We start from the raw sequence: 20509 nt of genomic DNA, 5'->3' as shown, positions 1-20509 counted from the left end.
TTCGATTATCTACCGGAATCCTGACGCACGGGGGATTGGAGCGTTTCGCACAGGTTCAGGATTGCGTGAGGCGCTGCAGGGTGGCGCCGGGAATATTCGGCGAGCAGGGCCTGCACATCCATCAACAACGGATCGGTATCCTGCTGCCGGGCAGGCGTGTCCCCCTCAATACCATGGATACGGGCATATGCCGCGATCTCATCCGCCGGGATGTGACTGAATGGGAGTATGAGTACCGGCGTAGAGGGAAGATCCGGGTCGGTACCCGTGCATTGCTCAACATCGCCCCGGAGGATGTCCGCCAGGAGTGAGGCCGATGCCTGTTCAAGCGTTGTGGAAAGAGCGATCCGGGTGATCCCCCTCGTGCCTGCCGCAGCCATGACCCCTGAAATCCCCCCCTCCGCCGGAATTCCCGACACCCGTATATCCATGCGTTTACCGGTAAGATCCTGGAAAAAGAAGAGAAGGGCATTATCCGCCGCAGTGCCGGTCAGGGCTACGCCGATGTGATCGCCCGGCCGCATCCACTGCTGCTGGCGGATCATCCGCCTGACCTTTGTCCCGATATCAAGGGTCAGGTGAGCCGGACAGAGATACTGCCCGGAATAGGGCTGGAAGATCACTGCCTCGCGCTTACACTTGCTGCACTGCATCATCCGATCCGATCAATGCTGGATAATAAAAGATGTTTAAGGTATGCAGGGAACCAAAGATGCGATTTTATACTCTCGCACATAACCACTCTAACGATTATGGGCGTTGCAGCGGAGCATATCCGCACCCTGAACAAATATGAGAAATCCATCCTGCTCGCGCTCGAACGCGGGATGAAGCGGTACGCGTGGGTGCCGCTCGAATACCTGAAGACCGCCACAAAACTCTCCGAATCGGAGATCAATTACCGGCTCTCCCGGCTCATGGAATGGGGGATGGTCCGGTTCAACCCGGTCCCGTACGACGGGTATGCCCTCGTCTTCGGGGGATACGACACGCTTGCGCTCGCCACCCTCACGCAGAAGGGTACGATCTCGGCTCTGGGCACGCTGCTCGGCGAGGGCAAGGAGTCCGTGGTGTACGAAGCCCTTGGCCTCGGGCCCGTTGCGATCAAGTTCCACCGGGTGGGCGGGCGTTCCTTCTCATCAGCACGGCTCAACCGCGAGTACATGGAGGATGGGCACTGCCCGTGGCTCATCGCCTCGCGAAAATCGGCAGAGCGCGAGTACCAGGCGCTCAAGGCCCTTCACCCGAAGGTGAGCGTCCCGCTCCCCATTGCCCAGAACCGGCACACGGTCGTGATGTCCCTCATCAACGGCCCCATTCTCAACCGCTGCAACGTCGCGTCTCCCGACGAATTCCTCGACGAGATCCTGGAAAATGTCCGTATAGCGTACCAGGCCGGCATCATCCATTCCGATCTCTCGGAATACAATATCCTTGTCGAGGACGGGAAATGCATCCTCATCGACTGGCCCCAGTGGGTCGGAACCGACCACCCGAACGCGGAAGCGATAGCCGGGCGGGACATCGACAACATCCTGGCATTCTTCAAGAGGAAATACAAGCTGAAGCGCGACCGGGAGGTTGCGTTGCAATGGGTGACCGGCTGAAGGTCTTTGGTATCGACATCATCAAAGGCTCTGTCCGGTCGCGATCCCGTCGGCCGATGTATGCCCTTGTGCGGATGGATGGATCCCGGATCGAAAGCGAGTCGGAAGTCTCGCTCTTCCGCCTCTTCCGTATGCTCTCCGCAGAGCAGCCGGACATCCTCGCAGTCGACAGTCTTCAGGAAATCGCGGCCGACCAGCACGAACTCTTCTTCTTTTTACAGGGCCTGCCCCCGCAGACCCGGCTCGTGCAGGTAACCGGGGGCGAGCGCAAGGAGACGCTCCAGAAGGTTGCCGGCCGGTACAATATCAGCTTCAACAAGTTCGATCCCTTTGCGGAAGCCCGGACAACGGCGCAGGTTGCCACGCTGGGCGCCGGCGCGGAGGTGATCGCCTTCGAGAACGAGAGCGAGATCGTGGTCAGCCGGCACCGCTCGCCGGGCAAGGGCGGGTGGAGCCAGAACCGGTACGTCCGGAAGATGCACGGGGCCGTCCAGTTCAAGGGCCGCGAGATCGAGCAGGCGCTCGTAGCTGCCGGCCTGCGGTACGAGAAGAAGGAGACAAAGGCATTCGGGGGGTGCAGCCGGGTCGCGTTCCGGGTCTTTGCCACCCGGGACCAGGTTCCGGTCTCCATGTACCGCGGATCGGACGTGCAGGTCAGGATCAGCGGCAAGCGGCTCGAGCGGATCCGGTTCCGTCCGCTCTTTGCAAAACCGCGATACCTGATTGTCGGGATCGATCCCGGCACCACCACAGGTATTGCCGCACTCGACCTTGACGGCAACATCCTCCATCTCGCCAGTTCCCGGCAGATGAACATGTCGGATGTGATAGAATCGCTCTACAAGGTGGGAAAGCCGCTGGTCATCGCCTCCGATGTCGAGCCGATGCCCTTCACGGTCGAGAAGATTCGCAGGGCGTTTGCAGCGGTTGCATTCACGCCAAAGCAGGACACGAGCGTGGAGACCAAGATGGATCTGACCGAACCGTTCGAGTACGCGAACGACCACGAACGGGATGCCCTCTCAGCGGCACTCGATGCTTACCGCCATTACCGCCAGCGGTTCCAGAGCCTGATGAAACGCATTCCCCCGGGCCACGATCTGGATGAGGTGCGGGCCCGGGTGATCCGGGGGCAGTCGCTCGACCAGGTGATTGGCGATATGAACGCGGTGGCAAAACCTGCGGTAGTGCAGGCACCCCCGGTGGCCGTTGATGAGAAGCACGATGAGCGGGTCCGGGTGCTGGACGGGATGGTGAAGCGCCTGAAGACCTTTGTTGCCGAACTCCAGGAAGAGGTGAAGGGAAAGGACTACGAGATCCACAGGCTATCAGCCCGGCTGAAAAAAGTCCACACCGTGCGGGACGCGGAACTGGCAAAGGACAGCGAGGTGGTGAAGCGCGACGCGGTCATCCAGAGTCTCAAAAAGCGCCTGCACAAGGAAGAGCGGCACAACCGGAACCTGGTAAAACGCCTTGCCCGGATCAAAAAATTTGCCGAACTCTCAATGGACGGGGACGTTGTGCCGGTCAAGGTGATGGAGACCCTGACCCGAGAGGGGCTGCGCCGGCTCGTGGAGGATGTCGGGGTTGATGAGGGCGATATCGTGTACGTGAACCGGACCGATGGCTGGGGGAGGAGCGTGCTCAAGGATCTCGCGGAACTCAAAGCCGGTGCGATCATTATGGGCGAAAAGACGCTTGCCGGGAGCGATCCCCAGCTGCTCCCGTCGTTCCGGGAAGCCGCGATCCCGCTCCTTTCCGACCGGGAGACGAGCACCCAGATCAGGGGCAAGCAGGGGCTGTGCGGCAAGGATGCGCTCGACGCGGCTCTGCACCGCTGGCGGGAGACGCAGGATCTGCACGAGCGGGAGAAGAAGACTGCAATGATCGAGCACATATTCAAGGAGTACAAGAGCGAACGCGGTAAGGAAGTGAAGAAAGGTGGATGACCGGGAACTCCTGAACGTGGTGATGGGCATTGTCGGAAAGGACAGGTGCCTCGATGACTGTGCTGAATTTGCCTGCGGCGGACAGGTGATGGTGGCAACGACCGACATGCTCCACCGGTCAACGGACTTTGTCGAGGGTATGACCGACTGGCAGGCCGGATGGATGAGCGCGGCGGTCACGCTCTCGGATATCGCGAGCATGGGAGCGTCGCCGAAATTCCTGCTCATCGCGGTCGGGCTCGATGACTGGAAGAGCCTTAAGGACGTGATGCAGGGCGCAAAGGACTGCTGCACGAAGTACGGGACGGAGATCATTGGCGGCGACATCGACCACCATAACGAACTTACGGTCGTGACGACCGGCCTGGGCCTCGTTGACCGGAGGGATATTGCCCGGAGAGCCGGCACCTGGCCGGGTGACCTGGTCTGTATTACCGGCATTCCGGGACAGGCGCAGGCATGGCTGGACGGCTACCACCAGTTCGAGAAGTTCCTGTTCGAGCCGCAGCCCCGGGTTACGGAGGGACAACTCCTTGGCAGGGCCGGTGTGAGCGCGATGATGGACGACAGCGACGGGATTGCACTCTCGCTCTATGACCTGATGAGCGCAAACGACTGCGGGTTTGCGATCGATTCGTCAAAACTTCCCCTTCCCGCCGGTATTCCCGCAAAGCAGGCACTCGAACTTGCGCTGTATGGCGGCGGGGATTACGAACTGATCTTCACGATCGCACCCGACCGGTTCCCGGTTGCCGGTGTGGATGCAACGGTCATCGGCACCGTTGTCCCGCAGCGTACGGCTACCGTGGATGGCAAGCCCCTGGAGAAGCGGGGCTACCAGCACAAATGGGAATAATTTTTTATTTTCTCCTTCGCATTTCTCTTAAATACAATCGGGAAAAGATATGGTAGTTACTGATTGACCGGGAGGTTCGAATGATGGATTTACTACCGAACAAGCTGGACCGGCTCACTCCAGAGCAGCGCCGGGAGGTGGAGGATTTTGTGGATTTCCTCATCTTCCGTTCGGACAGCCAGCCGGCCCCGTCGCGGCCGGTCGCCCCGGTTCCCCCGGTGCTTGCGGCCGTCCCATCACCCTCAGAGTTCGTGCCGCAGGCTCCCGTTTCTCTGGAACAACCTGTCCCTGCATACCCGCTCCATGACGAATCCGAACCCACTCCTGCACGGGAGAACACGGAACCGAAACTGGTGCATGAGATCAGCAGCGGGGACGACTGGCTGACCCATGATTACATGGACCTTGGGCAGTATGATACACCGCCGTCACCGGCAACGGAAGCGGTGAAGAAAGTCAAGCGGAAACTGATCCAGCACGAAGAGCAGGACAAGAGCAGTCACCTGCTTGACTGGGTTGACTGATTTTAAAACAATTGCTCTGCTGAAAACCCGATTCTGCAGATTTGATCGCCACCGTCCTGGGCCCGGTTGATCCCCGGGCAGTCATACTGCTGGTATACATCTTCCATCAAACCCTGATTTGAAAATTTTCATCGCGATCCCGATCGCGATTGAAAACCATTCGCAGATCCATCAGGGTTTGATTTTTATTTTTCAACCAGACCTTGATGAAAATATTTTTTGCAGACCCTGCTGAAAAAATTTCAACCGGACCTTGATTGAAAAACTGCCGTCTCGATCTGATTGCCGTCGTAGATACCCTGCCCGGATTGAGACAGATCTGTTTAACTTTTTGCAACCAGACCTTGATTAAAAATTTCAGGCAGACCCTGATGAAATTTTTTTCATCAAGCTTTGATTTGAAAATTTTCATCGCGATCCCGATCGCGATCGAAAACCGTTTCCGGATCTATCAAACCCTGGTTGAAATTTTTTTGCCGGACCTTGATTGAAAAATGTTACTCGAAAGAAAACCTTACTTCAAACAAATTGTATAACCCTGTCAAAGTCAGCGAGAATGATCCTGCAAGAGATTTCCGTCTTCTGGATCGGGAATGTCTGTAATTTCAGATCGGCTCCGAATCTGAGTTGTGAATGTCACGGATAAACCGGTGCATTTTTTCGGAGTCATAACCCCAGTCCATGACATAGTTTTCGGATTTATGGAGGGTATGACATTTTTTAGTAAGAGAGAATGCATGTCAGGAATCATGGACTCGCTTTTCGATCCTGAAAAGACCTCACGGTCCTGGAAAAAATCAAGAAAACAAGAGATGGACTCGACGGGATTTGAACCCGTGGCCTCTACGTTGCAAACGTAGCGATCTACCCCTGATCTACGAGCCCGCTGCATCTATGCTTGCGGCATACTATTTTTCTGCGGATTCCATATAGTTGTTACTGATCCTTCCGGGTATTTCCAGTCACGCGGTCCCGGTTTCATCCAGGGGCGCGGCAGGATTTACCCAGAAAGCAAAACAATTTTGTGAGCCGGGTGAGATACCGGAATACTACTCGGGATATGCAATCCGGGAGGGAGTTTTCATGGCAAAACTGATCATCGAACCCAAGAAGGCAAAAGACGGACAGATCGAATATATCGTCAACTACCATGATCCCAAGAGCGACAACTCGTTCATGATCACGACAACGAACGATCTCAACGAGGCTATTGAGAAGATGAAGTCAACGCTGGAGAGCGAAGTGCAGACACTTCTGCAGAAAAAGTAACCATCAGAAATCTCTTTTTTAAAAAAATGCATGGACCCGGCGGGATTTGAACCCGCGGCCTCTACGTTGCGAACGTAGCGATCTACCCCTGATCTACGAGCCCGCTGCTGTGTTCTATATGATTTGAGCCGGGTGGAATATAGTTGTTGGCGTCCCGGGTACGGGACAAAAAAAGTTACAGGATAATTTCGATATCCAGTTTCTCCGCCAGTTCCTTGTACCGGTTCCGTATGGTGACTTCAGTCACACCGGCAACCTCTGCCACTTCACGCTGCGTGCGCCGCTCCCCGCCAAGGATGGAGGAGATGTAGATGGCGGCGGCTGCAACACCGGTCGGACCCCGGCCGCTGGTCAGTTCGCGCTCTCCAGCCTGCCGGAGAATTTCTACGGCACGGCTCTGCACCTCGCCCTTGAGGGTGAGACCCGAGCAGAACCGGGGCACGTAGTCTATGGGCGATGTCGGGAGGAGCTTCAGGCCCAGTTCCCGGGAGATGAACCGGTAGGTCCTGCCAATCTCTTTCCTAGACACACGGGATACTTCTGCGATCTCGTCCAGTGTCCGCGGAACACTGCACTGCCGGCAGGCTGCATAGAGCGCTGCTGCTGCAACACCTTCAATGCTCCGGCCGCGGATCAGGTTCTTGTCCACGGCATCACGGTACACGACCGCTGCAGTCTCACGCACGTTCCGCGGGAGACCAAGAGCGGACGCCATCCGGTCCAGTTCTGATAATGCAAATGCAAGGTTGCGTTCCGTTGCATTGCTGACACGGATCCGGCGCTGCCACTTGCGGAGACGGTAGAGCTGGGCACGGTTCTTGGAGGAGATGGCCCTGCCGTAGGAGTCCCGGTTGCGCCAGTCAATCATGGTTGAGAGACCCTTGTCGTGGATCGTGAAGGTCATCGGGGCGCCGACACGGGAGCGCTTCATCCGCTGGTCATGGTCAAACGCACGCCACTCCGGGCCGCGGTCAATGAAATCATCGTCAATGACGAGACCACAGCTCTGGCAGACCAGTTCTGCCCGCTCGTAGTCATGGACTAACTGCCTGCCGCCACACTCCGGGCAGACGGTTTCGGTATGGTTCTCGGCTTTTTTCTCCTGCTCTTTCTGCTTCGTGCGGGACTTGAGCGCTTCACGCTCAGACTGGAGAACCTTTAATTTTTCAATTTCCTGCATCCACATTCACCTGTTCTGAGATTGGATTTTGCTTTCTGATTACGGGGCCTGCATCTGTGGGATGTTACTTTGTGAAGAGTTTTTCATTGGGCTGGACAGTGCACTTATCCCGGCAGAGAACGGCGGCATACGGAGCCTTCACGTTCCCGAAGAGATCCAGTATCTTCCCGACCGGTTTCATATGGCGATCGGAAACCTCGCTGTAGAGAGGCGGGAGCTGGGCGGCATCGCACTGGATAATGAGCATCCGGCTGCCAACGGTGCTCATCGCTCGACCAACAACTTTCACGAGTAACCTCAAGGATACAATAATTCTGGAATTTTTTAGTAATCTATATATGTGTGACGGCACGCTATTTAAACATTGCATGAAAGTATAAATATGAAAATTCAGAAACCCAGGAATTGGTCGATATTTAAAGATAGCACCCGTTTGCACTCCGCATCGGTCAGTCCGGCCCCTTTGGCAATGATAAATTTCGCCCGTTCGTCAAGGATATCGTGAGGTGCATGCGCATCAGAGTCAACGACCAGCTGGCACCCGGCTTCCTGCGCAACCTGTGCAACATGGCCGTTGGTCCGGTTATGCCCCCCCCGGGAGGTGAGCTCAAGGGCAATGCCGTTCTTTGCCGCAGCCTTTGCATCCTTTAAGGTGATGAGCCCCGGGTGGCCGAGAACATTCACGTATTTGCATGTGCACGCGGCATGATTGGTGCCTTCGGCCACCGGCTCGACCGGTGTCTCTCCATGGACGACAACGATATCCGCACCTGCAGCTTTTGACGCTTTTGCGAGTGATGCGATCTGGGTCGGGGGCACGTGGGTGATCTCCACACCACAGAGCAGGCGTACGCCAAAGAGTGCTGCGGAATCCCGGACCAGATCCAGCGTGGCGAGCACGGACTCTGCATTGGAGAGATCCACGTGATCGGTGATCGCCACGGTGGTATACCCGGTCACTGCCATCCTCCGGATGAGCTCGATGGGGAGCATCTCGCCGTCCGAGAGGATCGTGTGGGTGTGAAGATCGTACATCCCGCTCATTTACGGACCTCCAGTTTCTGGGCAATCTTCCTGATCAGGATCTCCTTGCTCTCTGTCCATTCGGCAATAATACGGCCTTCGCGCCGGGTCCAGTGGGCCGGGTGGTGGTGATCTTCCACGCGGTACGCGATGCCCGAACGCTTCAGGGCACGTTCGAGATCCGTCAGTACCGGCCCTTTCACCCCGAGACTGCGCGGGACCCGCCGCCCTTCTGCACGCGAATATGCGACATTGAAGTAGCAGGGGTATATAATGCACTCACCAGCTGCCATTGTCTGATCGTTTGTGGGTCAAGGTATAAACACTGCACGCTCCCACCATTTACCATGCATCATATCGACGTCAGGCTGGAGAAGGATGTCTACGACGCCAACAACTCCCTCGCCAACCACAATGCACAGCACCTGAAGGCCCACGGGGTGCGGGCGTTCGACCTGCTGGGGGCGATCGGCTCGGGAAAGACCGCCCTGATCGAGCGGCTCGTACCCCTGCTCGAGAAGAAAGGGCTCAAGGCCGGTGCAATTGCAGGCGACGTGTACGGTGACGATGATTTCAAGCGGATCGTGGCCACCGGAATCCCGGCCTACAATGCCAACACGGGCAAGGAATGCCATCTCGATGCCCACCTGGTAGAACACGCGATCGATCACCTCCCGCTTGACAAGATCGATATCCTCTTCATTGAGAACGTCGGCAATATGGTCTGTCCCACGGATTTCAAACTCGGGGCAGAGAAGCGGATTGTCGTCATCAGTTCAACGGAAGGGGACGATGTGGTGAACAAGCACCCGATGATGTTCCGCGACTGTACGATCGGGGTCATCAACAAGGTTGACCTTGCCCCGTTCGTTGGCGCGAACCTGGACCGGATGCAGGCAGATATCAGGCGCTACAACCCGGGCATGCCGGTCTTCCGGACCAACCTGAAGACGGGTGACGGCGTGGCAGCGCTCCTCGAATCCATCCTTGCCTGAATCGGCCAGGCAACCGGCCGTTCAGGGCCAAAGAAGTACTATAAATATCTCTGAAAGGAATATATAGAGCACCATCTTTGGGCAGGATTCCCGGAGTAGAATACCAGAGAGTGACACCATGCAGTGGCAGAAAGAATCAGTTCGGAAGGTAACCGGTGGCAGGCGCCGCCCGGCAGCGATGAAGAGGAGAGCAGACATCGGCGGTGCACCCGCAGAGACCCATCTCGGTGAGAACAGGACGCGGGTCGCCCGGACATACGGGGGCAATCATATCGTCATTGCGCTGCGTGCAAACCTGGCCAATGTGACCAACCCGAAGAACGGCGAGACCAAGAGGGTCAAGATCGAGACCGTTGAGAAGAACACGGCAAACCCGAACTATGTCCGGCGGAACCTGCTCAACAAGGGTGCAGTCATCAAGACCGAACTGGGATCCGCACGGATCACCAGCCGCCCCGGCCAGGACGGCGTCATCAACGCGCTGTTACTCGAATAACCAATATCCCATATCTTCTTTTCTTATCATTGCGACGGTCTTACGGTACCGTCTTCAGCAATCTTTTTTCTTTCAGATGTTCAATGCTGTACTCATGCGAAGGATCTATTATCGTTTCCCCCAGCGGGTGGATCTCTCGTTTGCCATGGGGATGCCATTCAACGAGACCCTGAAATATATTGCAGACCTGGACAGCGAGGAATCAACAAAAACCACCGGCAAGGAACTGGTCAAGGTCAAGACCAAAGTGGAGATTGCGGTTGACCGCGCCACGTTCGGTGAGATCACGCCGGACGCCCTCCGGCCGGGTGTCATCACGGAAGCCGTCGACCTCAGGGTCTCCGTGCTTGCGCTTGCGCTGCGGGGCGGTGGGAAGGTCCCGATCGCCAATGATATTTTTTACCTCCGCTTAAGCGACCAGGTCTCACGCACGGATATCGATATTGCCAAGGAAGGCCGCGGGGAAGGGCTGGATGCACTTGACATGAAAAACATCCTGCTTGGTGCCCCGAAGTGACACTCCGTACAACCATCGCCGCCCCATTCAAGCATACCCGGAAGACCGGCATGCGGAAGAACGAGCTGGTCTACTATTACGCGCTCGACCGGAAATGGATGAGCACCGAGCAGGCAAACCAGATCCTGAAGAGGGCAGAGGACGATGGCCTGATACGGCAGGAGAACGGCATATACGCCCCCCTTTTTGATATGGAGGGAGTGACCATCCCCCTCGGGTTCAAACCGACATCCGCGATCTTTGAGCGAAACGATCCAACGCAGGAGCTCATCACCCGTATCGCGAAGGCCCGGAACGCTGATGAGACCGAGATTGTCGCGGACATGAACAAGGTCATAAAAGAAGCGTTTGACACAAACCTCCTTCCTGCAGCAGCACTGGTGATCCTTGCAAAAAAATACCAGGTTCCATTCGCGGATCTGCGCGATTCGCTCCGGCAGGCGCTGAAGAAGGCGTAAAATACCATAGTACAGGTACTGCACACGGGTTTTAGAGGGAAGCCATACCAAAGGTATTTCCTTAAATTATTCATTATGTACCATAACGCAGATCAGGAGAGATACTATGAGACACGGGAGAAGACGACGGGATTTCAGTGATATGCCATGGGTCACCATTGCGGCAGTCATCGGGGTTATTGCAGTAGTGATTATCGCAGCGGTATTTTTCCTGGGCGGGGGATTGGGAGATTCATCCGGGTCCGCATCCCCTGGCAGCAGCAGTGTTGCCCCGAAGACAACCCTGCTGAAAAACACGGGTGTTGCATCAATTACCGTGAAAGTGACACCCACGGTATCGGTTCCTGCCTCCGGGACCTATGTTGAGGTGGATTACCTGGGCAGTTTCACCGGGACATACGGGGCCAATGGCGTACTGGAAAAAGTGCAGAATTCCGGGAACCGGCTCTACACCGTTGAAAATGCAACCGGTACGATCTCTGCAAAGTTCCAGAAAGGGGACAGTTCCAAGAGCCATGACCTGACCGTCCAGATATGGCAGGACGGGAAAGCGGTCAAGTTCGCCAGTAACCGTTCAGCCTATGGTATTGTCAATATCAAATATCCGTGATCCTTTTTTACTGTTTTTCCGGTGTTTTCCAGATTATCCGGATAAAAACACTATACATTATCCAAGTAATGTGATGGACGATGTCGCAATGACTGCATCTTCACCGTTACAGCCACGGTGAAAAACCGCACACGTATGCAGGCGCAATGAAATAAGCGAAAAAGAGATTATGTTATTTCTTGCCGACCCGTGCCTTGGGTGCGGACTTCTTCTCTTCCTTCTTGGCTCCCTCGACTTTCGGGAAGAGTTCATCTAAGGATTTCTCTCCGTATACCGTGACACGGGTATTGATCTGCACGAAATCCTGGGTGATCTCGCTTGCGCGGATCGTCTTCCTGCGGCGCTCCCCCTCCATGGTCGGGTGGAACCCAATCCCGCCGGCAAGGAGCAGTTTCTTGCGCCCTGCACCGGGAAGGCCTTTCTTTGCCGTGATCCCGGTCTGGTCGGATGCGCCGGTGATCTGGATCTTATAACCCGCGAGCCCGAGTGAGCCTGCTTCAAATTCGTCACCGATACTCTTGCCCACGATTGCACCTGCGGCGCCGCCACTGGCATCAACATTATAGGCGCGACCGGTCTTGGGGTCTGATACAACGACTTTAAACTCAACCATACCTGATTCTTCCTATTGTTTTATCCTAAAAAACCCGGGATCCGGGCTTTTCACGTCTCCGGCTGCTGGCAGATTCGCCTGCCCACGAGAAGTACCCATTTTATTCTACTGGTACGCTATTAAACCCTCGCGTCACCTTCAGGCCGGAAACGGTTACTTGCCCCAGAAGGGATCGCCTTTGCGCCGCATCGCGGTGTACTCCGCAAGGATCTCCTGGGTGCTGACATTCAGGGTCTTGATCATCTCTTTTTCCAGGACCTTGACATGGCGCTCAGGGATGTCCACGTACAGGTCGTCCCCGACGCTGATCTGCCTGCCAACGGTTGCCCCTTCAATGGATATGGCAATCTCGAGCCCTGCGTCAGCCTCGCGGATCGTTTCCTGCCGGAGCTGCATAGCCTTGAGATGGCCAACCTTCTTGCCGTCCAGTTTGATCAGGTTCACATCGCTGCGCAGCTTGCCGCCCAGCACCCGCACCCCGACCACAGCCGGGTTGCTCTGGCGGAAGACACAGTCCGGCAGGAGCCGGATCTTTGCCGGCATCACGACATGCTCGAACCGCTGCTTCTCCTGCAGGCGTTTCTGCTCGTCCCGGTATTCAACATACTGGTCGATCAGTTGGTAAATGACCTTCCCGTCAAAGACCTTGACCAGTGTATAGAGGGGGTCTTTGATCATCTCCGCGGCATCCGGGAGGATGGGCGTGTTGAACGAGAGCAGCACGCGGTGCGTCGGGTTCTTGATAGTCTCAGTCTCCACGAGATCGAGCCGGCTTACCGGGCCGACTTCCGCCCGCATCACCCCGATCTCTTTTGACTCAAGCTCCTTGCAGAGGGCTTCAAGGGCTCCGATCGTATCGGCCTTGATCACGATCCCTTCATCGGCAAGGTTCACGTGGATCTCGGTCATCTCTTTCTTGATCTTTGCCTCGACCTCATCCCGGTTTCCCCGGATCACAAAGAACGGGGAACCGGCGATCACACCTTCGAGATTCGGAGCGGTTACCTTGATTCCCGCGGCAGCGGCAACGGATTTCACCCGTTCGAACCGGTCTTCCACAAGGATCTCCTTCATGGGCCGGGGTTTTAAGAGTGACCGCACTTTGGTCACGATGACATCGCCTTGCGTTGCCACGGCAATCTCGTCGCCAATCGCGAGCGTGCCGTCGTACAGGATCACATCAAGCGTGGTCCCGAGTCCCCGCTCTTCCTTGACCTCGAGAACCGTCCCGGCGCCCGGCCCCTCCACTGCGAGTTTGAGCGCATCACCCATGTACCGCTGGGCGAGACCGATCATAACGAGAAGGAGATCCGGTATCCCCTCGCCGGTATGGGCACTCACCGGTACGATGGCGAGGTTGCGCTGGAAGTCGGCTACCCGGTCGAAACGGTCCGCGGAGAAATCCAGCTCGGAGAGTTTGCCCACGATCTCGTAGGTCTTGTTCTCGACATCGCCCTGCACGCGTTCGTTCTGTTTCGCAAACGAGGAGAGGAAAGATTCGTTCTCGTTGACGCGCCAGCCGTGGATGCGGTCGATCTTGGTCGCGGCAATCACAAACGGCGTCTTGCAGTTCCGGAGGATCTGGAGCGCCTCAATGGTCTGGGGCTGGAATCCCTGGTTGATGTCAACCACGAGGATTGCCATGTCCGCGAGCGCTCCGCCGCGGGCCCGGAGGGTGGTGAATGCATGGTGACCCGGTGTATCGATAAAAAGGAGGCCGGGGATATTGATCGGCACTTTCTCCATCGAGCCGCTCAGTTTCCGTATCGCTTCGATAGGGACGATGGTTGCACCGATGTGCTGGGTGATGGCGCCGGCCTCGGAACTCACGACCGATGAACCCCGTATCCGGTCGAGGAGGGAGGTCTTGCCATGATCCACATGCCCCATAACGCAGACAATCGGCGTCCTGATCTTCGGGTTCTCTGCCATAATCCTGCCACCCCCGTATCGTCAAAGCTCTGGTTCCGGGTAAAAATCCCCTGCTCCTGTGTGCCCGCGCCCCCATGCCGGCGCGCCTCATCGTCAGGAAAGAAAGTTCAGAGCCACCTGATATGTAATGGACGCCTGACACTATTAATAATCACCTCATGGACACAACCGAAAACACCGTTCGTTTCACGCCGCACATACGGTCCCGGTGCCAGGTGTACGCGGAAGATTAATGAGAGTCCGGTGCAAATGTAAAAAGAACATCTGCCAGGGTAGGGTAGTCTGGTTATCCTAAGGGGCTGTGGATCCCTCGACCCGGGTTCAAATCTCGGCCCTGGCCTTGTTTTGCACGAATTATTCATTACTCTTTTTACTCTCAATCAGGTTCTGCACATTGTATAGCGTACATTTTTGAACATTTAAGTTCAACTTTGTACAGCACCTCGGGGCAGGATTCCCCTGCATCCCCGGTTACGGAGCACTCACAATTCCATGTCAGAAAACACGTATGTCCACGGCTACTCGCCCCGCGAGTCTGAACGGTTAGCTGACCAGGCGCAGACCCTCACGAATCTCCTTCACGATGACATCCGGTACCCGGCAGGTTCGCGGGTTCTGGAGGTGGGCTGCGGTATCGGCGCCCAGACCGCGATCCTTGCAAAGAACAGCCCGCATGCTCTCTTCACATCAATCGACATCTCGGCCGATTCCCTGAAACAGGCAGAAGAAACAATCCGAAATGATGGGATCACGACGGTGACCTTCCAGCAGGCGGATATCTTTCATCTTCCGTTTGAACCTGCCGGTTTCGATCATATCTTCCTCTGTTTCGTGCTGGAACATCTCGCAGAACCAGAGCGGGCACTCGAACAGCTCCGACCCCTCCTGAAAGACGGAGGCACCATCACCGTAATCGAGGGAGATCACGGTTCAGCATTCTTCCACCCGGAGAACGAAGACGCACGCCGGGCGGTGCAATGCCTCGTGACACTCCAGCAAAAGATGGGCGGCAATGCCCTCATCGGCCGCGAACTCTACCCGCTGTTGTGCAGTGCCGGGTACCTGGATGTCCGTGTATCGCCCCGGATGGTGTACGTGGACGCATCCCGGCCGACGCTGGTAGAAGGGTTTACGAAAATGACGTTCACGGCCATGGTCGAAGGCGTGGGGCCGGCAGTTCTGGAGCAGGGACTGATGAGCCGGGATGCATGGGAGCGGGGAATTGCCGCACTCAACCGCACTGCCGGAGATGACGGCGTCTTCTGTTACACCTTCTTCAAGGCAACCGCCCGGAAGTGAGCGTGAAACATCCTGCGTGATGTTCTGCTCCCTTTTTTTATTCACACTTTCGCACTGTGCGCCCCGGTCCTTTTTTACCTGCGCACCGTGTCTGTTGATCCGGAGAGTATGATGGACGATACAGTAAAGAAACACGAAATCGAGACCATGATCCGTGAGATGAACGCGTGCTGGACCTCAGGGTGGCATGAAGAACAGTTCCGGACGTATCTGCATCCGGATGTGGTGGCAATCGTGCCGACAACCCCCGGCCGGCTTCTTGGACGGGAGGCGTACGTTGCCGGCTGGAGGAGTTTTGCAGAAGCAACCGTTATCCACGAATGGAAGGAGACCGATCACACGGTGCAGATCTATGCCGGCGGAAAATGTGCCGTGGTTACGTACCTCTTCTCGATCACGTTTGCCATGGGCGCTGAAAAACAGGTGATGCACGGCAGGGATATGTTCTTCCTGGTGAAGGAAGGGCGGAAATGGCTTGTTGCAGCAGACCAGTTCTCGCCCGAGCCGTTTCCGGTATGAACACGAGAGAGATGCAACCAGTATAATGGGTCGTAAAGAGAACCGGTAAGGAGAGCAATCATGGATACCATCCTCATTGTCGGCTATATCGCAGGTACCCTCACCACCATTTCGTTCATACCGCAGGTGGCCAGGGCATGGAAGATGAAAGAGACCCGGGACCTCTCGCTTGCCATGCTCGTGCTCTTTGCTGTGGGTGTCCTGCTCTGGACAGTCTATGGATTCTGGGTCAGCTCCCTGCCCGTTATCGCCGCCAACATGATCACGTTTCTCCTGATCCTCGTCCTCCTGTTCCTGAAGTTCCGGTACAAGTAATGAGGAGGGAATAACAGCGAAGTGCAGCGACAGAGCAGGTAATCTGCAGGAGAGAGTTGAAGGAAGACGAGCGGAAAAAAAGATTGGATTATTCAGTCCTGAAGGAGTACATAGCATCCCGAGAGCTTGTCGTGAAGCCCCTGGTGCTTCTTCGTGAACCCGATCATGATGAAGCCGATGAAGATGATCAGGGTTGATACGTATTTCCAGAAAAAGCGGAGAGAGGTCCGGGCAAAGGTTGCTTTATTCCCTTCGAGATCCGTGACTACGAGTTTCATGAGAACCTTGCCGGGAGTTGCCTGGCTGCGGGAAGATTCAAAGCCCGCGTAGTAAACCCACGGGACAACGATGAGTGTGAGGCCATACGCTGCAACAATCGAACTCATCAGTGCAGCCGTTGTTCCCTCGGTTGTCAGTTCAGAGGCCGGCACATGCTGGAACGCGTAGAAATACAGGTTCTGGAATCCCCGGAAGAGACCGAGGGTTCCTGCAAGCACCAGATCGAACAGCACAATGAGGATGATATCAACAATGAATGCAATAAGCCTCCTGCCCAGACCTGCATAAACCCCGACCTCAGGCCCCTCGTCTTCTTCCGGAACGGCCACGGGTCTCGACTGGACAGACTCTATGTCGGCCCCGCACCACTGGCAGAATTTGCCGGAGGCATCAGTCTCTTTTCCACATTTAGGACAGAACATTCAATGTACTCCTGATACGTAAAGTTAAACCGGGTGTCCTTTTTAATTTAACTGTTCTTTCCTGATATTTTACGCGTTTTTCCTTCAGGCATCGTTTTTATTATGGGTTTCAGGGAGAGATATCGGCGCGGAGATATGCGTACGCAGTGGAGCACAAATCTGTAATACGAGTACATGCAAGGAATCTGCATGAACTATGCCCTGATTCCTGCAGTCCTGGCAGGACTCGTGCTCTGTGCGCTTGCTGCCGGCTGCACGAGCCCGACACAGGCAGAGATCAATCCCGTAGAAACCTCCCTGCCCCAGACCACCGTCTCTTCCACCGCAACTATTTCAGCAGTTGTCGCAACCCCGGTCCAGGTAGAGACGCTGCCGGCCGAGCAGTACGTGGACCTCCAGGTGAGCAAGGAGCGTCCCGACTTTACCATTCATCTTCTCTACAATGGTGGCAAGGGGGAGGCGTTTGTCCAGAATATCCTGTTGAAAGTGACCCTTGCCAACGGGGAGGTCATCGAAAAATACCTGAACGACAACGAGAGGAGACCCCGACGCGGGGATGAACTCATCGTCCAGGGAACGCGGGGCAGCGGCAGCGACCGGGTTGAAGTCTTCGTAACGAGCGCGGGCAGGACCTACAAGACGCTCGACCAGCCACTCCTTACCCTCACGTACTGAACCGGCATAATCCCGTTCCCTTTTTAATTCCGGTTTATCCCGTGTGATTGATCCTGCTGATCCGTTCCGCATAACGCTGGGTTGCATACGCGAGGAGGACCACCACACCGGCAACAACTGCGAGCACGAGCCATTGTTCCGTGCCGGCCATGCCCACTGAAAGACGGGTCAGGAGGTTCATCGGGTTGGACGGCAGCGCGAGCGAGAAGAGGATCACGACCACGAGCGCGGTTGAGAAGATGAACTGTGCCGCTGTCCGCTCGCGGTAATGGAGCGCGGTGAGCGCCCCCAGCAGGATCAGCACCATCGAACTCACCGTGACATGCAGGAGGATCAGCCCGGCGTTCTGGATCGCGATACCGTTCACCATAAGAAGTAACAGCCAGATCCCCGCCTGCACGGGCACGAGCACCTCGCAGGCCAGGATCTTACCCCAGACCATCTCGGAGAACGTGACCGGGGTCGAGACGAGCGTCTCCAGCGTGTCGTGCTGGTATTCCTCCGTGATCAGGTCGATGATCAGGGCCGAGGCGATGATCGCCGGCATGAAGACGAGCAGCGGGATCAGGAGGCCGTACACGAACTCGAAGAACTCACCTGCACCGCGCGAAGGGGGAATCTCAAGCGGCATCGGCTGCTCGCTGAGCCGATCTGCACGAACCTGCCGGAGGTCTTTCTCGTACCTCAGGAATATGTCCTTGAGCTTCACATCCACGATCGCGCTCTGGAGATCGTTCTGGAGCGTATACAACGTGATCTTGACCGGTTCCTGCGCATCGGGACTGGTATCCGGCACCCATATCATCGCTGCGAGTTTCCGCTCCTTCAATGCTGCAACACCGGTGGAGAGATCCATCCGGTATACCCGGAAGTCCGGGCTTGCGTACAGGTAAGAGAGTACCTGGGAATCGTTCCCCGCGTACCCGACATTGTACCTGAAATGGGAGTACTTCGAGAGCGATGCCAGGTCGTACATCGAGGTCAGGCCTACCATCAGGAAGGATGAGAAGAGCGCAACAAAGAGCTGGAGCAGGACCGCGAGCAGGATCGTCCGCTCGGAGAGGAGCCCCCGGAACTCCTTCTTTGCAATGATCGAGAGATGCCGCGATTTCATCCAAGCCACCCCAGGATGAAGTAGAGGTTATAGCAACAGTGCACGACCATGGCGATGCCGAGACCGGGAGCAAATCCGCGTGCCCCCCACTTCTTTAAGCAGCAGGCCACGATCAGCACACAGACAAAGTGGAGGAGGAGCGGGAGCCAGAGCGAGCCCAGCGAAAGGAAGAGGATGCTGCCAAAGACCGAGTCCGAGATCTCCGCGAGCGTGACAAAGAGCAGGAGCTTCTCGCCAATAAGGAAGCCGAGCGCGGTCGCCCCGCAGGCAATGAGGATGTTCTTTGCCGTGAAGAATCCCGGGTCCCGTGCATAGAGCGTGTAGATCCCGATGCCTTTTGCAATCTCCTCCACCAGCGCCGCAAAGAGGAGAAGGCAGACGAGCGAGAGCGGCATGGGCAGGTTGAAGAAGAGCACGAGGCACATCATCTGCACCATGAAGACGAACGGGATGGTGAATCCCGAGATCAGGAAGAGTGCGATGAACGGGTGCTTCCGCGAGAGGATCTCGGAGAGGAACTCCCGCATGCGGGTGACGAGGCCCTTTTCAGAGAAGAGCCGTTCCTCCTTGAAGTTCCGCGCCGCGATGTAGAAGAGCACGGCCCCGGTGAGCCAGAAGAGCGAGGTTGAGTACAGGTAATCGGCGGCCGTCCACGCGGAGCCCTGCATGGTAAGGACGATCAGGGTCAGGGGCGAGATGAGACTTATCACGTGGACGTTGGCAAAGATGCTCGGGAAGAAAAGGTACGAGGTGGCAACGGTCGAGAAGAAGATCGAGACAAACGAGAGCTCCTTGAAGCTCCGGGCGAGCATCCCGATGATGAGCGCGTTTGCAAGGAAGAAGAAGATCACCGGGATCAGGGGGAGGAGGATCAGCCATGGCGCTTTGATCCAGAGCGTGAGGGCGGTACAGATCGCGAGCATCCCGAGGAAGTACGGGAGCATCTTGCCGATGATGATGGACGAGGCCGCAACCGGTGTCGAGAGCAGGATCTCGCCCTTTCGCTCGATCCGCTCGTTCATGATGCTCATCATGAAGAACTGGCTCGTGAAGTAGAGGGGGAAGATGAAGACGAAGACCAGGATGATCGAGTCGAACGGCAGGGGCGGGGAGAGCTGGGACGGGGTCTTGAAGGTGCCCATCGTGGAACTGCCGGACGAGAGGGCGTCGGTGTACCGCGAGATCTGGGTGTCTTTTGACGTGGACTTGACCAGCTGTCCGCGGAGTTCCTCTTCTGTTATGGAGAGGGTCGGGGACGGGGTCGCGATCTCCTCGATCGTGCCCTCCGGCACCGGGGGACCCCGGGGCGGGGCGGCACTGATGCGCTGGCCGCTCTGCGTTGCCGTGAAACTGAGTTCGCTCGTGATGCTCTGCGTATCGATCCAGAGCGGGTAAGCGGCAAAGAGATCGTCCTGCCTCGTATAGACGCTGTTGATGTACTTGGCATAGTCGCGCTCAAGGGTCTTTACCGCAGACCGGCCCTTGTCGGTGTCGCTCGGGATCACCTGCCCGCCCATCACGATCAGGTCGTATGATCCCCGGGTGGCCCAGAGGGGATTGTTGTCGAGCAGGGTGACCGAGAAACGGTTGTCGGAGGCAAGGAGCGAGGCGATGGCCTGGTCGTTGGTCGCGACATTGTACATCCCGTCCTGGAGGTGGAGACCGCTCTGGGCGGAGAAACCGGTCACGGCCACTAAGAGGACAAAGAGGATGATGGCGAGCGGCAGCATGTCACGGCTCATCATGGTGAGAGATTTTTTTACCTCCCACTTCGCGATGGTGACAATATCGGCAAGTGCTCCCATGTGCATGTCCGCTCCTTTCTCCGGATTCCAACCGGCCCTGCCACAGCAGGGT

Annotated in this window: 25 protein-coding genes and 3 tRNA genes; 15 read left to right on the top strand and 13 right to left on the bottom strand. The window is 56.6% G+C overall.

Features of this window, described 5'->3' with window-relative positions; translation table 11 throughout:
- Positions 1-5: 5 nt before the first annotated feature.
- On the bottom strand, positions 6-653 hold the full coding sequence (locus tag LUQ43_RS08385) for a hypothetical protein (RefSeq protein WP_299966222.1): 648 nt from the start codon (positions 651-653) through the stop codon (positions 6-8).
- 99 nt (positions 654-752) lie between these two features.
- Between LUQ43_RS08385 and LUQ43_RS08380 the strand changes: the two genes are divergently transcribed.
- The 4 genes from LUQ43_RS08380 to LUQ43_RS08365 all read left to right on the top strand — a co-directional run bounded on the left by LUQ43_RS08380 (position 753) and on the right by LUQ43_RS08365 (position 4936).
- Positions 753-1607, top strand: a complete 855-nt coding sequence (locus LUQ43_RS08380) for an RIO1 family regulatory kinase/ATPase (RefSeq protein WP_299966219.1) — start codon at positions 753-755, stop codon at positions 1605-1607.
- Complete coding sequence (locus LUQ43_RS08375) at positions 1592-3556, top strand: DUF460 domain-containing protein (RefSeq protein WP_299966216.1); 1965 nt, start codon at positions 1592-1594, stop codon at positions 3554-3556. Before LUQ43_RS08380 ends, LUQ43_RS08375 begins: the two co-directional genes overlap by 16 nt.
- Positions 3549-4412: a thiamine-phosphate kinase gene (thiL, locus tag LUQ43_RS08370; protein WP_299966214.1), complete on the top strand. Its 864-nt coding sequence runs from the start codon at positions 3549-3551 to the stop codon at positions 4410-4412. The genes LUQ43_RS08375 and thiL overlap by 8 nt, the downstream gene beginning before the upstream one ends.
- Positions 4413-4492: 80 nt before the next feature.
- Complete coding sequence (locus LUQ43_RS08365; protein ID WP_299966211.1) at positions 4493-4936, top strand: hypothetical protein; 444 nt, start codon at positions 4493-4495, stop codon at positions 4934-4936.
- 106 nt (positions 4937-5042) lie between these two features.
- On the opposite strand, the gene LUQ43_RS08360 is transcribed toward LUQ43_RS08365, so the two are convergent.
- Positions 5043-5348: a hypothetical protein gene (locus LUQ43_RS08360; protein ID WP_299966209.1), complete on the bottom strand. Its 306-nt coding sequence runs from the start codon at positions 5346-5348 to the stop codon at positions 5043-5045.
- Positions 5349-5749: 401 nt separating this feature from the next.
- A tRNA-Ala gene (locus LUQ43_RS08355) sits at positions 5750-5821 on the bottom strand.
- Between the two features lie 198 nt (positions 5822-6019).
- On the opposite strand from LUQ43_RS08355, the gene LUQ43_RS08350 reads away from it, so the two are divergent.
- A complete protein-coding gene (locus LUQ43_RS08350; protein WP_299966206.1) occupies positions 6020-6205 on the top strand; it encodes a hypothetical protein in 186 nt (61 codons plus the stop codon).
- 31 nt (positions 6206-6236) lie between these two features.
- Here LUQ43_RS08350 and LUQ43_RS08345 read toward each other — a convergent pair.
- From LUQ43_RS08345 to LUQ43_RS08325, 5 genes are all read right to left on the bottom strand, one after another.
- Positions 6237-6308, bottom strand: a tRNA-Ala gene (locus LUQ43_RS08345).
- 72 nt (positions 6309-6380) lie between these two features.
- On the bottom strand, positions 6381-7385 hold the full coding sequence (locus tag LUQ43_RS08340) for a transcription initiation factor IIB (RefSeq protein WP_299966204.1): 1005 nt from the start codon (positions 7383-7385) through the stop codon (positions 6381-6383).
- Between the two features lie 64 nt (positions 7386-7449).
- The gene (locus LUQ43_RS08335) at positions 7450-7674 is read right to left on the bottom strand and encodes a Gar1/Naf1 family protein (protein WP_299966202.1); all 225 of its coding nucleotides are present in this window, start codon (positions 7672-7674) and stop codon (positions 7450-7452) included.
- 101 nt (positions 7675-7775) lie between these two features.
- Positions 7776-8429, bottom strand: a complete 654-nt coding sequence (locus tag LUQ43_RS08330; RefSeq protein ID WP_299966201.1) for a histidinol phosphate phosphatase domain-containing protein — start codon at positions 8427-8429, stop codon at positions 7776-7778.
- The gene (locus LUQ43_RS08325; RefSeq protein ID WP_299966200.1) at positions 8426-8701 is read right to left on the bottom strand and encodes a signal recognition particle subunit SRP19/SEC65 family protein; all 276 of its coding nucleotides are present in this window, start codon (positions 8699-8701) and stop codon (positions 8426-8428) included. Before LUQ43_RS08325 ends, LUQ43_RS08330 begins: the two co-directional genes overlap by 4 nt.
- Before the next feature lie 54 nt (positions 8702-8755).
- Here LUQ43_RS08325 and hypB point away from each other — a divergent pair, with 54 nt between their 5' ends.
- The 5 genes from hypB (at position 8756) to LUQ43_RS08300 (ending at position 11484) form a co-directional block, all read left to right on the top strand.
- Complete coding sequence (gene hypB, locus LUQ43_RS08320) at positions 8756-9403, top strand: hydrogenase nickel incorporation protein HypB (protein ID WP_299966198.1); 648 nt, start codon at positions 8756-8758, stop codon at positions 9401-9403.
- Positions 9404-9521: 118 nt separating this feature from the next.
- Complete coding sequence (locus LUQ43_RS08315; RefSeq protein ID WP_299966196.1) at positions 9522-9899, top strand: 30S ribosomal protein S8e; 378 nt, start codon at positions 9522-9524, stop codon at positions 9897-9899.
- 94 nt (positions 9900-9993) lie between these two features.
- Complete coding sequence (locus LUQ43_RS08310) at positions 9994-10416, top strand: hypothetical protein (protein ID WP_299966194.1); 423 nt, start codon at positions 9994-9996, stop codon at positions 10414-10416.
- Positions 10413-10874 (top strand): DUF2240 family protein, encoded by a 462-nt coding sequence (locus LUQ43_RS08305; RefSeq protein WP_299966191.1) that lies wholly within the window; start codon positions 10413-10415, stop codon positions 10872-10874. Before LUQ43_RS08310 ends, LUQ43_RS08305 begins: the two co-directional genes overlap by 4 nt.
- A gap of 106 nt (positions 10875-10980) precedes the next feature.
- A complete protein-coding gene (locus tag LUQ43_RS08300) occupies positions 10981-11484 on the top strand; it encodes a hypothetical protein (protein ID WP_299966189.1) in 504 nt (167 codons plus the stop codon).
- Positions 11485-11656: 172 nt separating this feature from the next.
- On the opposite strand, the gene LUQ43_RS08295 is transcribed toward LUQ43_RS08300, so the two are convergent.
- Both LUQ43_RS08295 and infB read right to left on the bottom strand, forming a co-directional pair.
- Positions 11657-12097, bottom strand: a complete 441-nt coding sequence (locus LUQ43_RS08295) for a 30S ribosomal protein S6e (protein ID WP_299966186.1) — start codon at positions 12095-12097, stop codon at positions 11657-11659.
- 153 nt (positions 12098-12250) lie between these two features.
- Entirely contained in the window at positions 12251-14029 is a 1779-nt protein-coding gene (gene infB / locus LUQ43_RS08290; RefSeq protein ID WP_299966184.1) for a translation initiation factor IF-2, read from the bottom strand.
- Between the two features lie 266 nt (positions 14030-14295).
- Between infB and LUQ43_RS08285 the strand changes: the two genes are divergently transcribed.
- The 4 genes from LUQ43_RS08285 to LUQ43_RS08270 all read left to right on the top strand — a co-directional run bounded on the left by LUQ43_RS08285 (position 14296) and on the right by LUQ43_RS08270 (position 16162).
- A tRNA-His gene (locus LUQ43_RS08285) sits at positions 14296-14369 on the top strand.
- Positions 14370-14521: 152 nt separating this feature from the next.
- On the top strand, positions 14522-15328 hold the full coding sequence (locus LUQ43_RS08280) for a methyltransferase domain-containing protein (protein ID WP_299966182.1): 807 nt from the start codon (positions 14522-14524) through the stop codon (positions 15326-15328).
- 111 nt (positions 15329-15439) lie between these two features.
- Positions 15440-15847, top strand: coding sequence for a nuclear transport factor 2 family protein (locus tag LUQ43_RS08275; protein WP_299966179.1), 408 nt, complete (start codon positions 15440-15442; stop codon positions 15845-15847).
- A gap of 60 nt (positions 15848-15907) precedes the next feature.
- On the top strand, positions 15908-16162 hold the full coding sequence (locus tag LUQ43_RS08270; RefSeq protein WP_299966177.1) for a SemiSWEET transporter: 255 nt from the start codon (positions 15908-15910) through the stop codon (positions 16160-16162).
- A 92-nt stretch (positions 16163-16254) separates the two neighbouring features.
- On the opposite strand, the gene LUQ43_RS08265 is transcribed toward LUQ43_RS08270, so the two are convergent.
- Positions 16255-16863 carry an RDD family protein gene (locus LUQ43_RS08265; RefSeq protein WP_299966175.1) on the bottom strand — a complete coding sequence of 203 codons (609 nt, stop codon included), beginning with the start codon at positions 16861-16863 and terminating at the stop codon, positions 16255-16257.
- Between the two features lie 189 nt (positions 16864-17052).
- Between LUQ43_RS08265 and LUQ43_RS08260 the strand changes: the two genes are divergently transcribed.
- The gene (locus tag LUQ43_RS08260) at positions 17053-17538 is read left to right on the top strand and encodes a hypothetical protein (RefSeq protein ID WP_299966172.1); all 486 of its coding nucleotides are present in this window, start codon (positions 17053-17055) and stop codon (positions 17536-17538) included.
- A 34-nt stretch (positions 17539-17572) separates the two neighbouring features.
- On the opposite strand, the gene LUQ43_RS08255 is transcribed toward LUQ43_RS08260, so the two are convergent.
- Positions 17573-18652, bottom strand: a complete 1080-nt coding sequence (locus LUQ43_RS08255; RefSeq protein ID WP_299966169.1) for an ABC transporter permease — start codon at positions 18650-18652, stop codon at positions 17573-17575.
- A complete protein-coding gene (locus LUQ43_RS08250) occupies positions 18649-20463 on the bottom strand; it encodes an ABC transporter permease (RefSeq protein WP_363318507.1) in 1815 nt (604 codons plus the stop codon). The genes LUQ43_RS08255 and LUQ43_RS08250 overlap by 4 nt, the downstream gene beginning before the upstream one ends.
- Between the last annotated feature and the right edge of the window lie 46 nt (positions 20464-20509).

Source organism: Methanoregula sp. (assembly GCF_028679125.1).
Taxonomy (GTDB): Archaea; Halobacteriota; Methanomicrobia; order Methanomicrobiales; family Methanospirillaceae; genus Methanoregula.
The sequence above is the reverse complement of the archived record's forward strand: the minus strand, read 5'-3'. Positions and strand labels throughout refer to the sequence as shown.

What these genes read in the sequence shown, in the direction of transcription:
- LUQ43_RS08385 (WP_299966222.1), bottom strand. Translation starts at nt 653, where the DNA reads ATGCAGTGCAGCAAGTGTAAGCGCGAGGCAGTGATCTTCCAGCCCTAT.
- LUQ43_RS08380 (WP_299966219.1), top strand. Translation starts at nt 753, where the DNA reads ATGGGCGTTGCAGCGGAGCATATCCGCACCCTGAACAAATATGAGAAA.
- LUQ43_RS08375 (WP_299966216.1), top strand. Translation starts at nt 1,592, where the DNA reads ATGGGTGACCGGCTGAAGGTCTTTGGTATCGACATCATCAAAGGCTCT.
- LUQ43_RS08365 (WP_299966211.1), top strand. Translation starts at nt 4,493, where the DNA reads ATGATGGATTTACTACCGAACAAGCTGGACCGGCTCACTCCAGAGCAG.
- LUQ43_RS08360 (WP_299966209.1), bottom strand. Translation starts at nt 5,348, where the DNA reads ATGAAAATTTTCAAATCAAAGCTTGATGAAAAAAATTTCATCAGGGTC.
- LUQ43_RS08350 (WP_299966206.1), top strand. Translation starts at nt 6,020, where the DNA reads ATGGCAAAACTGATCATCGAACCCAAGAAGGCAAAAGACGGACAGATC.
- LUQ43_RS08340 (WP_299966204.1), bottom strand. Translation starts at nt 7,385, where the DNA reads ATGCAGGAAATTGAAAAATTAAAGGTTCTCCAGTCTGAGCGTGAAGCG.
- LUQ43_RS08330 (WP_299966201.1), bottom strand. Translation starts at nt 8,429, where the DNA reads ATGAGCGGGATGTACGATCTTCACACCCACACGATCCTCTCGGACGGC.
- LUQ43_RS08325 (WP_299966200.1), bottom strand. Translation starts at nt 8,701, where the DNA reads ATGGCAGCTGGTGAGTGCATTATATACCCCTGCTACTTCAATGTCGCA.
- hypB (WP_299966198.1), top strand. Translation starts at nt 8,756, where the DNA reads ATGCATCATATCGACGTCAGGCTGGAGAAGGATGTCTACGACGCCAAC.
- LUQ43_RS08315 (WP_299966196.1), top strand. Translation starts at nt 9,522, where the DNA reads ATGCAGTGGCAGAAAGAATCAGTTCGGAAGGTAACCGGTGGCAGGCGC.
- LUQ43_RS08310 (WP_299966194.1), top strand. Translation starts at nt 9,994, where the DNA reads ATGCGAAGGATCTATTATCGTTTCCCCCAGCGGGTGGATCTCTCGTTT.
- LUQ43_RS08300 (WP_299966189.1), top strand. Translation starts at nt 10,981, where the DNA reads ATGAGACACGGGAGAAGACGACGGGATTTCAGTGATATGCCATGGGTC.
- LUQ43_RS08295 (WP_299966186.1), bottom strand. Translation starts at nt 12,097, where the DNA reads ATGGTTGAGTTTAAAGTCGTTGTATCAGACCCCAAGACCGGTCGCGCC.
- infB (WP_299966184.1), bottom strand. Translation starts at nt 14,029, where the DNA reads ATGGCAGAGAACCCGAAGATCAGGACGCCGATTGTCTGCGTTATGGGG.
- LUQ43_RS08280 (WP_299966182.1), top strand. Translation starts at nt 14,522, where the DNA reads ATGTCAGAAAACACGTATGTCCACGGCTACTCGCCCCGCGAGTCTGAA.
- LUQ43_RS08275 (WP_299966179.1), top strand. Translation starts at nt 15,440, where the DNA reads ATGGACGATACAGTAAAGAAACACGAAATCGAGACCATGATCCGTGAG.
- LUQ43_RS08270 (WP_299966177.1), top strand. Translation starts at nt 15,908, where the DNA reads ATGGATACCATCCTCATTGTCGGCTATATCGCAGGTACCCTCACCACC.
- LUQ43_RS08265 (WP_299966175.1), bottom strand. Translation starts at nt 16,863, where the DNA reads ATGTTCTGTCCTAAATGTGGAAAAGAGACTGATGCCTCCGGCAAATTC.
- LUQ43_RS08260 (WP_299966172.1), top strand. Translation starts at nt 17,053, where the DNA reads ATGAACTATGCCCTGATTCCTGCAGTCCTGGCAGGACTCGTGCTCTGT.
- LUQ43_RS08255 (WP_299966169.1), bottom strand. Translation starts at nt 18,652, where the DNA reads ATGAAATCGCGGCATCTCTCGATCATTGCAAAGAAGGAGTTCCGGGGG.
- LUQ43_RS08250 (WP_363318507.1), bottom strand. Translation starts at nt 20,463, where the DNA reads ATGCACATGGGAGCACTTGCCGATATTGTCACCATCGCGAAGTGGGAG.